This window comes from Methylobacterium nigriterrae (genome assembly GCF_037106235.1).
Classification (GTDB): domain Bacteria; phylum Pseudomonadota; class Alphaproteobacteria; order Rhizobiales; family Beijerinckiaceae; genus Methylobacterium; species Methylobacterium nigriterrae.
Window position 1 is genome coordinate 1 of the sequence record NZ_JBAWTG010000160.1, and the last position, 9,550, is coordinate 9,550.

At 66.6% G+C, this 9,550-nt stretch carries 8 protein-coding genes; 4 read left to right on the forward strand and 4 right to left on the reverse strand.

The window, feature by feature from the left end:
- Window positions 1–272: 272 nt before the first annotated feature.
- Complete coding sequence (locus tag WDW90_RS32325; protein ID WP_431311168.1) at window positions 273–587, forward strand: response regulator transcription factor; 315 nt, start codon at window positions 273–275, stop codon at window positions 585–587.
- Between the two features lie 102 nt (window positions 588–689).
- Here the strand turns inward: WDW90_RS32325 and WDW90_RS32330 are convergent, their stop codons facing one another.
- Window positions 690–1,487: a SapC family protein gene (locus WDW90_RS32330; protein ID WP_336491700.1), complete on the reverse strand. Its 798-nt coding sequence runs from the start codon at window positions 1,485–1,487 to the stop codon at window positions 690–692.
- Between the two features lie 179 nt (window positions 1,488–1,666).
- On the reverse strand, window positions 1,667–3,592 hold the full coding sequence (locus WDW90_RS32335) for a DUF4214 domain-containing protein (RefSeq protein ID WP_336491701.1): 1,926 nt from the start codon (window positions 3,590–3,592) through the stop codon (window positions 1,667–1,669).
- Window positions 3,593–3,918: 326 nt separating this feature from the next.
- Here WDW90_RS32335 and WDW90_RS32340 point away from each other — a divergent pair, with 326 nt between their 5' ends.
- From WDW90_RS32340 to WDW90_RS32350, 3 genes are all read left to right on the forward strand, one after another.
- The gene (locus WDW90_RS32340; RefSeq protein ID WP_336491702.1) at window positions 3,919–4,086 is read left to right on the forward strand and encodes a hypothetical protein; all 168 of its coding nucleotides are present in this window, start codon (window positions 3,919–3,921) and stop codon (window positions 4,084–4,086) included.
- Window positions 4,087–4,263: 177 nt separating this feature from the next.
- Window positions 4,264–4,665 (forward strand): helix-turn-helix domain-containing protein, encoded by a 402-nt coding sequence (locus WDW90_RS32345; RefSeq protein WP_336491703.1) that lies wholly within the window; start codon window positions 4,264–4,266, stop codon window positions 4,663–4,665.
- 276 nt (window positions 4,666–4,941) lie between these two features.
- Window positions 4,942–5,589, forward strand: a complete 648-nt coding sequence (locus WDW90_RS32350; protein WP_336491704.1) for a class I SAM-dependent methyltransferase — start codon at window positions 4,942–4,944, stop codon at window positions 5,587–5,589.
- Window positions 5,590–5,601: 12 nt separating this feature from the next.
- Here WDW90_RS32350 and WDW90_RS32355 read toward each other — a convergent pair whose 3' ends face one another.
- Both WDW90_RS32355 and WDW90_RS32360 read right to left on the reverse strand, forming a co-directional pair.
- Window positions 5,602–8,175: a methyltransferase domain-containing protein gene (locus tag WDW90_RS32355; RefSeq protein ID WP_336491705.1), complete on the reverse strand. Its 2,574-nt coding sequence runs from the start codon at window positions 8,173–8,175 to the stop codon at window positions 5,602–5,604.
- 864 nt (window positions 8,176–9,039) lie between these two features.
- Entirely contained in the window at window positions 9,040–9,372 is a 333-nt protein-coding gene (locus WDW90_RS32360) for a helix-turn-helix domain-containing protein (protein WP_336491706.1), read from the reverse strand.
- Window positions 9,373–9,550: the final 178 nt, after the last annotated feature.

The window sequence follows — 9,550 nt, forward strand, 5'->3', positions numbered from 1 at the left end:
GCCTTCACGCGCTTCACTCCGCAGGAGTGCCGCAACTACCTCGCCGCAGCCGGCTACGAAAACGACTTGGCCGTCGCTACCTGACCGGGAACAGCTCTAAGCTCGTCCTGCTTGGGCGAGAAACCACCCCGGTGAGCTTACCTCAGGATCTCTGCCTCGCAGCCCAGGCCCTCCTCAACAGCAGCATTAGCCGTGAGGCGCTGATCAACGTGATCCACGTCGTCATGTCAGGTGCGACGGTGCAATCTCCAGATCTGTACCCCTTGCTTTTCATGCCGCCGACTACGGCCTTAGATGTCCTCGCAGATCATGACCCGATTCATGTCGGCGCCAGCACGGCGACGAGGAAGGTCGATGCGGCTACAACACTGGCTCATCCCCTGTCGCGGCGTGAAGTAGAGGTATTGCGCTGCCTTGCCGAGGGAGCCTCAAACAAGCTGATCGCTCGGAAATTCACTCTCGCCGAGGCCACCGTGAAGGTTCATGTCAAGGTCGTTCTGCGCAAGCTGAAGCTGCATAATCGGACGCAGGCGGCAATGTGGGCATCCGAGCACGGCATCGTGCCTGCTGCGATTTCTCGGATCTGAGCCGTTGAGACGGAGCGACGCTGAACCTTGCCGAGAGCATGTGCGCCAGCAGAATCGGCCAGCAATGACGTCAGGGTCTGACCAGTTGACCGAGGGGCGACGCTACCGCCCGATCTTGCTCCAGTCCCAGTCGATGGTGCTGTCCACCGGCAGGCTGATCATCGGCTTGACCTCGGCCTTCGCCCGCTCGGCTGCTTCGGCCTGCGCACGAGCCTGAGCGAGTTGCCCGAGCTGGGTCAGGTTGCCCATCGAGAGAAGCTGGGCATAGGCCACAGGGATCACACCGCTGCGACGTAGGCTGTTGTAGGCCGCATCGTCCAGCCCATTCAGGGCAGTCTCGTTGACCCGGTGGAGGCCGGCCACCTGCTGAGATCCCTGCTCGCCCTGGATCGTGATCGGCCACGTCTCGACCACGCCCGCTTTCACGAGCAGCCCGCACGCCTGCATCAGCGCAGCCTCACTGCGGGCGGTCTCGGTTAGGAAGGCGGCGACCTGCGCCACGCTCGCACTCAATGCCCCGCCCTCGTCGAAGAAGGGCTCCCCTTCTGTCCCCTCCCCTGTGTGCCCACTCGTCTCGTCGACACAGAGCGTGGGCTCGCCGTTCGCCTGTGTGCCGATCAGGAACGGGCAGCCCCGGAAGGACGCCGGGACGTAGCGGGCGAGCCAGGAGCCATTTGCATCGACATAGAGGTTCTGACCCGGCAGGAGGCCCAGCACGGCGGCGAAGGACCAGTGGTCGTCTCGTTGGATGAAAGCGAGCGGCAGGGCGAGTGCGGCTTGCGTGATCTCGGTGGCGGCCAGAGGCGCAACGGCCGTCGTCGCTGCGAAGCCGTAGTGGCTGAACCGGCGCCAGCGCAGGGCGGTGTGGCGGGCTCGTGAAACGGGCTGGATGCTGGTCATCGACACTCCTGCGGCAGAGACCCTCTACCTGGGTCAGGAGCGACGATAAAGGCAGGCGGTATAGAGGGGTGAGGTGAGCGGCGGCGGGGCGGTGGACTGCGTTCGGTCAGCACAAACAGGAAACCCCGCCGTCCGTAGACGGCGGGGCCAGTGTTGAAGCGATCTCTCGTGAGAGAGGCTTAGACGGTGAGGTGACCAGCGTCGAGCTGGGCGACCGTGACACCCGTGACCTTGATGAGGCCGTCACCAGCCTTCACCGTGTCCGCCGTGCCCGCCACGCTGCCGACGTGACCCGCAGCGTTCTCGACGTAGATGTAGGCGTCGCCCTTGTAGTCGAACACCTGATAGTGGCCGGCGGTCGTGTTCGAGGCAGCGATATCGAGAGCTGCCTTGAGAGTGGCCGCACCATTGATCGCAGTCTGCTCGTTGCCCGCACCAGAGGTGGTGACCGTGTCACGGTTGGCGGCAGCGATAGCCGTGAAGTGCAGGATGTCCCCACCGGTTGCAGCGCTGAAGTCCGTGACCGTGATCAGGTTGGCCGTAATGCTGGCATCCGTCACCGAGCCGCTTGTGGCCGCCTGGATGTTTGCCACACCCGTGCTGATCGTCAGCGTGTCGGCGCCGGAGCCCAGCGTGATCGACGTGGCATGGTCACCAGCCGTGCCGGTCGCCGAAGCATCCAGCGTGAAGGTGTCGTTGCCCGCACCCAGGCTGTAGGTGAGGGTCGCACCGGTCTTACCGACCAGCGTCTCCGTCACGAAGTCGTTGCCGGAGCCCAGCGTCAGCGACGACAGCTTGGTGAGGGTGGCGAGGTCCGGGTGCAGCTCCAGGTTGCCCGTCGAAGCCGAGGCGTCGATGGTCTGCAGACCGGCATATTCCCCGGCGCCAGTGCCGAAGTGGACGTAGGTGTTGCTCGTGATGCCGAGGTTCACCGTCGTTTCCTTGGTGGTCCCGATGAGGAACAACTCGCTGGTGGACGAACCGCCCAGGTTGGCGGAGTTGGTAACAACCGCACCCGTTTCATGAACGGCGCCGGTGACCGTCTCGGTCAGCAGATTGCCCTTACCAGCCGTCGTCTCAGCGAACGTCAGGGTCGAGCCGCTGCCGAGATCGGCAATCTTCACGTTGACGCTCGCAGCGGCGTCGGTGACCGTCACGGTGTTGGTGAGGACCGTGTGGGTGCCGTTGCTGTCGAAGCTGACAGTCTGGCCCGGGCCAACATTGGAAACATTGAGGAAGGCCGACGCCCCACCCGTCGCAGCAATGGTCTCGTTGATCGCGGTCGCACCAACAAACTTCGAGGCATCAACCGTACCGGCCGCACCAGTGGCCAGCGAGAGGTTGATCGTCTCGATGTTCGTGGTGGAGCCCGACGCCGTCGTAGTAATATTGCCAGTGACGGTTGCGTTCAGCACGTCGCTGCTGCCACCGCCGTCAGCCGTCTCACCGGCCGTGAACGTAGCGCCGGCACCGCCCAGGACGGCAGTGAAGGTTTCGCTGCCCGTGGTGCCGTTGAAGTGCTCATTGAGGGCCGTCGTGAACGTCTTGTCGTTCAGCGTGCCAGTCGGGTACGTGCCCTGAGCGACCTGATCCAGGAAGGTGACGACGCCAGCGGCGTTCTGCGATGCAGCCTCGGGCGAGCCGGCGATGGCCGACAGGATCTGGGCCGGGGTCTTGCCCTGGAAGTAGGCGAACTCGCTGGTGGCCGGCGAACGGTTGAGGAGCGCCTGGAAGGCGTCCGTCACAAGCTGGTTGGTGTTGTTCAGATCCGTCGCATCGACAGCGCCAGCGATGGCCGTGGTCCTAGCGGTGAACTCGGCCGACGACAGGAACTGCTGGGTGACCTGCTCCAGCGTGAAGCCCTGACGAAGCTCGGTCGAGAAGAAGCGCAGACCAGCGGCATCCGGCACGCGGCCGAGGACTTCCTGGTACAGGCGCACGATGGGCGAGACGAAGGTGTTGGCTTCGGCCGACAGTTCGATCTGCTGACGGACCTGGGCGTCGGAGAGGTTGCTGTTCCCGAAGTACGCGATACCGGCGGCATCGACGTTCCGGAACAGAACGTTCTGGTAGATTGTATTGAGTTGATCTGCAGTCAGGGCCATGGTCGTTCCCTTGCGGTGCCGTGAAGCCTCCGCCAGCCGGGTCGCTGGCCGGATCCCCCCGGGAGCCTCGGACCGGTTTGGTACGGTCGGGTGCGTTTGTCTTTCACGCTACACCTTCCGTCCAGCCCCTTTTGCGTAGAAAGCATACGGCTCCGGGGGCCGATGTGGAAATGCCACGTCGGCCCGTAAACTGCTCTGAATACACGCAAATCATCGACGGAGAGCCGCGGGCGACGTTGTGAGTCGTTCCGTGGACGGCAAAGATTCGCCTCGAAGGCCGCCGTGCCCGGTTCAGGGAAGAATGTGGTCAGAGGTGTCGTTGCGACGTGCTGGGCGTCTCCGACGCGCAGCGACTCTCAATGGGCAAGCTGATCCAACTTGGGCAACTCGCCCAGGCAGCGGCCGCCGAGCTGGCAAAGGCTGAGGTCAAGCCGATGGTCATGCTGCCGGAGGACAGCGCCATCGACGGGGACCGAAGCAAGATCGGGCGGTGAGCCTCAAGGTTGTGCCGGCACATCGAGCGAACCCGCGGTTGCAGAAATTCACTCCGCGCCAAGCACCGGCAGGGAGATCTTCCTGCTGTTGCGCAGGCTTTCTTGACAACATATCGCCCGCTTCCTACCGCTGGTAGGTATTATGCTGTACGCTCCTACGAAGGCCAGGGGCCCCTGATGTCGACGAACCCGCAGAAGCTGTCCTCGCCCGAGACGCAGGAGCTGCGCCGCGAAGCCGGCAAGCTGCTGAAGCACCTGCGCGAGAAGGCGGGTCATTCACAGCGCTCGTTCTCGGCAGAGATCGGCTCACCGATCTACACCTTCGTCTCGCAGGTCGAGACAGGGCGGGGCCGCGTGCCGCCAGATCAAGTTCGGGTCTGGGCCAACGCTTACGGCATCGAGGCGCGCACGTTCCTGCAGATGATCATGCGCTTCTATGACCCTGAGAGCTTCGCGGTCCTCTATGAAGCTGATCCGGCGGTTTTCGATGGGTCGGCATTTCCCGCAATCGCAGAGGCCATCGGAGAAGCACCGTCGACGAATGAATCTGGTGCCGGTTCAGCACCTTCGAATGGCTGAGACCGGTCCTCGATCGGGCCGGTCGTACGCGTGCGTTAGACTTCCGTCTGCGCTGGCACGGTGGTGTCGGCCTTTGCCCGTTGGGTCGACCTGGGCCTTGGCCGCTTCTTTGGCAGGATCTGCCTGATCTCGTCGAGCCGCTGCCGAGCGCCCGAACGCCACGAGGCGTACGGCGCGCCGCCGCGATCGAACCGGGCGGCCCGCAGCGGCTTGACTGTCGGCAACCCGCGGCCGGGAAATGCGGGGCCGGGGTCGGGCGAGGCGGAGCAGCAACCGATGAATCACGCTGTCGCGGAGGAGGTCGCCTCGACGACCTGGTTTCACCGGATCGACCTCGGGGGCGGCCTCGTCACGCCGGGGATCGACGACACGCCCTTCAAGCTGACGAAGATCCACCTGCCGGCGGATCTCGCGGGGCAGTCGGTCATCGACATCGGCGCGTGGAACGGGGCCTTCTCGTTCGCCTGCGAGCGCCGCGGCGCCGCGCGGGTGCTGGCGACCGACTGGTATTGCTGGCAAGGGGCCGGCAAGCGCGGCTTCGACATCGCCAAGCGGGCGCTCGGCAGCCACGTCGAGGAGCGGGAGGTGAAGGTCGAGGAGATCTCGGCCGCGAGCCTCGGGACGTTCGACCTCGTGCTGTTCCTCGGCGTGCTCTACCACGCGCCCGACCCGATCGGGTACCTGCGCCGGGTGCGCGAGGTCTGCGCCGGCATGGCGATCATCGAGACGCTGGTCGATGCCGAGGATTACCCGCGCCCGGCGCTCGTCTTCTACGAGGGCGACACCGAGAACCGCGACGCCACGAACTTCTTCGGGCCGAACCGGCTGGCCTGCGAGGCCATGCTGCGCGAGGTCGGCTTCCGGGAGGTCCGCAAGATGGACGAGTTCTACGGCAACCGGATGGTCTTCCACGCCTTCGTCTGAGCGGGGCCCGCCTCAGCCGGCGGCCGGCATCAGCTGCAGCGGCACCGTCACGGCCTCGCCGATCGGCTCGCCGTTGCAGGTGACGACGAGCGAGACCGGCCAGGCGCCGACCTGCTCGGGCACCGCGAGGTGCATCGAGAGCCGGACCGGGTGCCCGCGCCAGACGATCTCCGGGCGCGGCCCGCCGCGATGGTCGTCCAGCGCGATCGGGCAGGACTGGACCACCGCGCCGCCCGCCATCAGCGCGAGTTCGTAGCGGTCGGGCGCGGCCCAGCGCCGGTTGCCCGCGTTCTGCACCACCGCCGAGAGCCGGACGTAGCTGCCGCGCTCGAGCCGCCGCGGCAGGTCGTGCCAGAGGATCCGCGCCGCGTGGTCCGGCCGGCCGTTGACGCGCGCGGCCCCCGCCGCGGTCGTGTCGATGTACTCGAAAGGATTGCCCGCCTGCGAGAACAGATCGCGGCCGGCCGGCGCGCCGGGATGGAGATAGGGGCCGTCGGGGTCGGCCGCGTAGATCCCGGAGCCCTCGTCGTACTCGTTCCAGCTCTCGACATAGATCCGGTGGACGTGCGGCAGGCCCGCGCAGACGATCTCCCAGGCGCGCCGGTAGGCGTCGCCCCCGTCGCGCGGCAGCAGGAAGCCGGGGGCGCGGATGTTCTGGTCCCAGTAGCCGGGCTGGACGTGCCAGCAATGCAGGTCGGCGTGCACGCACTGGATCGCGTAGGCGTAGCCGGAGAACATGATCTGGCGCTCGTCCGAGAAGGGCAGGTCCGGGTCGATCAGCGCCGCGGTGATCATGTAGAGGCCCGCCGCGAGTTGCGGGATCCGCGCGCCGAGGGCCTCCTGCAGGCGCGATGCCAGCTCCTCCCGGGTGAAAAGCTGCACCTGCCCGCAGACATGCTTGACCCACCAGGTCGACAGGGCGAGGCGGCCGTCGATCGTCAGCAGGTAGGAGGCGGCCTGCTCGTCCGTGTTCTCGGAGAAGTACTGCTCGAACCAGCGGACGTACTCGGCGGCAAAGCGATCCTTGCCGGCCAGCGTGCCCACGTCGATGGCCTCGCTCTGCCACAGCCCGAACGGGTCGAGATAGGGACAGATCTTCGGGACGTCCCAGCCCTCCTTCCGGAGGTTGGCGTAGGCCCGGAAGAAGGCCAGCCGCTGATCCTCGAAGCGGTCGATGAGGTGCAGGTAGATGGCGTCGATGTTGGCCATCATCATCTGCTTGATCTGGTCCTCGAAGAACCGCGGGGACCCATCCCAGGCCGGCCGGCCGCCGACCGGCGGCCACGGTCCGAGCAGGTTGCCGTCGGAGGCCGTGAACCAGTGGAAGACCGTCGTCGAGACGATCACCTGCGTCCGGGCGAAGCCGTAACCCGGCTGCGGCTCGAGACTTCCGCGGGGCAGCAGGGATCGGATGGAATCGGCGGGGCGGGCCGTGGGCGGGCCGCCCCGTCCGCGACGGCGCCAGACGAAGGCCTCGAAGAAGATGACCTGGTCGCTCTCCGCCTTCGCGTTGCGCCGCCCGGTCGGCGCGAGCGTGACCAGGGACGCCTCCCGGGTCGGCCGCGCCGAGACCCAGTTCCGCCAGCCGGGCACCTTCGTGTAGAGGTCGACCTCGGCGACCGCCTCGTCCGCTGAGATCTGCGCCACGCCGCTCCAGCGATGGCACCACATCCGGCAGACGATGCCGTCGCTCGGCGGGCGCTCGATTGTGACGGATTGCCCGGGCGCGCCGAGCAGGAGGCCGCGCAGTCCAAACTCGAGCGGCAGGTAGGTGTCGGAGCCCGAGATCCTGATCCGCTCCGGCGCGACGTCCTCGATCTCGTAGGTCGCCGAGACATCGGGGCGCTTGACCGCCCGCAGGACGATGCCCGTCGCCAGGTGCGGCTCGTGCTCGAACGCCCCGCTCCAGCGCTCCGCCCGGTCCCGGTCGGAAACCTCGCGGTCCTCCTCGTGGCTCCCGAAGCTGCCGTTGAACCCGTAGACCTCCCGGATGACGAAGAACTCCGAGACCATGGACACGAGCTCTTCATAATCGAACAGCCAGAAATGCTCCGGGCTCGTGCAGTACTCCTCGCCCGCCTCCTCGTAGCGGATCGCCTGCTTGTTCGGCGTCGTGATGACCAGCTGGCCGTCCTGGCGCAGCACCCGATGGATCTCGGACAGGAACCTCGGCGGGAACTTGACGTGCTCGATGCTCTCGCCGGAGAAGAACAGGTCCACGCTGTTGTCCGGCAGCGGGATCTGCATCCCGTCCGACTGATGGACCTGGAAATGCGCGGCGTAGGGCGGAGCCGTGCGCTTGACGAGATCCCGCGACATCTCGAGCGCGGCGCTCGAGATGTCCATCCCGATGGCCTTCGCGCAGGACTGCAGCTTGGTGTAGACGGAGCCGATGCCCCAGCTGCCGATGCCGAAATCGACGCAGGTCATGCGCCCGACATCGCCCACCGAGAGCCTGTCGAGCAGCGCCACTCGCCGCGCATGGCCGCACTGGCTGATGACCGGGATGTCCTCCAGGCCCCCGTACAGCCCCTGAGGCCGCTGGAACATCGCGTCGAGTGCGCAGGACACGTCCTTCGTCGTCATTCGAGCCCGATCCGTTCAGATCCAGAAACACGTCGTCGATCGGACATCGAGGTCGGCGCGGCGCGCAAGGCCGCGGCGGTCGCTGATTGACGATGCTCTCTTGCCGACGACCTGATCGGTCTTCTCGGCGCGGACCGGCAAGCTAGTGCATCCGACTACCTCCGAGAAAGCGAGCCCGGCACGCCTGTTCGAGATCGCACCGAGCCTTGCCGCGGGCAGCGGCAGCCACCTGCCCACGGATTGAGGGTACGGGCCATCCGGCCGCCCGGCCGGGCTCAGGTCAAATCCGCGCTGGCCGGCATCGGGCACCCCGCCGACCGGCGCCGACGGATCCGCGCGTCGCGCGGGCGCCGCCCCCGCGCATCTCCTGATGCCGGGGGTCAAGCCATCGGGAGCCATATGATCTTCGCGGAGAGCCCTCTGCGCCGTCCCACCGGAATCGCCGTACCCGGGCATCCGCCGGCGGATCGCGCCGTCAGCCCGTCACCGGGATGCACCCGGCATGCCGACAGCCCCCGGCAGCGTTCCCGCGCTGCCATCAGCAGCCAAGGGATTTCGCCGATCGGTCGTGCTCGTCGCACTCAGCCCGTCGTCGGCTCCCCCGCCGCCACGGCCGATCCCACCATAGGGCGCGAGCGAGGGCGGCTCGATCGGCATCGGGCAGATCCGGGCGCAGATCGGCGGGATATCCGTGGATTGCGAGCAGCTGACACGCGCCTCGCCGTGAACGCATCCGCAGATGCAGGCCGCCCAGGCCAGCCTGGGCGGAAGCATGACGAGCAGCGCTATCAGACAGGCGCGCATGCAGCCCCGCTCTTCACAACGTTCGACCCCGAGCTAGGCCCAGACGAGAGCCGGCGCGCCTTACGCCACGTTCGCGGCTGTCAGGTTGGCCGCGCCGGTGTCCGCGAACAGGATGTCGTGGGTCACGGGATCGTAGTAGCGCATGAGGTTGCGCACGAACTCGCGCGCTTCGACACCGAGCGCCTCGGCCCAGATCCGATAGCTGTCCGGCGGGATCCGCCCCCGTCCCGTCTCGATCTGCGAGACGAACGTGTAGTACTCGACGCCGATCAGGGCCGCCAGTTGGCGCTGCGAGAGTCCGCGCGCCTCCCGGCGCTCGCGCAGATAGCGCCCGCCCTCGCGGCGGAGATCCTGCACTTCTTCGGAGGCGAGCTTGGTCTGATGGGCGTACATGGTTCGTCACACGGGTTGCGGCACCGCCTGGCTGCGCCAATGGTTGCGTGAGTTGTATATCTTTAGACAGAACGGTCCGTCTACGGCCTGTTCGGCCTTGAACGTGTTCCGTGTGCGGGCGTTTTGCTCCTCCTGACTGGGAGGAGTGATGCTGGACGACGCAGAATGGAGAAAGCTG

Excerpts from the sequence above, each read along its gene's own strand:
- WDW90_RS32325 (WP_431311168.1), top strand. The coding sequence starts at position 273 with ATGCCGCCGACTACGGCCTTAGATGTCCTCGCAGATCATGACCCGATT.
- WDW90_RS32330 (WP_336491700.1), bottom strand. The coding sequence starts at position 1,487 with ATGACCAGCATCCAGCCCGTTTCACGAGCCCGCCACACCGCCCTGCGC.
- WDW90_RS32335 (WP_336491701.1), bottom strand. The coding sequence starts at position 3,592 with ATGGCCCTGACTGCAGATCAACTCAATACAATCTACCAGAACGTTCTG.
- WDW90_RS32345 (WP_336491703.1), top strand. The coding sequence starts at position 4,264 with ATGTCGACGAACCCGCAGAAGCTGTCCTCGCCCGAGACGCAGGAGCTG.
- WDW90_RS32350 (WP_336491704.1), top strand. The coding sequence starts at position 4,942 with ATGAATCACGCTGTCGCGGAGGAGGTCGCCTCGACGACCTGGTTTCAC.
- WDW90_RS32355 (WP_336491705.1), bottom strand. The coding sequence starts at position 8,175 with ATGACGACGAAGGACGTGTCCTGCGCACTCGACGCGATGTTCCAGCGG.
- WDW90_RS32360 (WP_336491706.1), bottom strand. The coding sequence starts at position 9,372 with ATGTACGCCCATCAGACCAAGCTCGCCTCCGAAGAAGTGCAGGATCTC.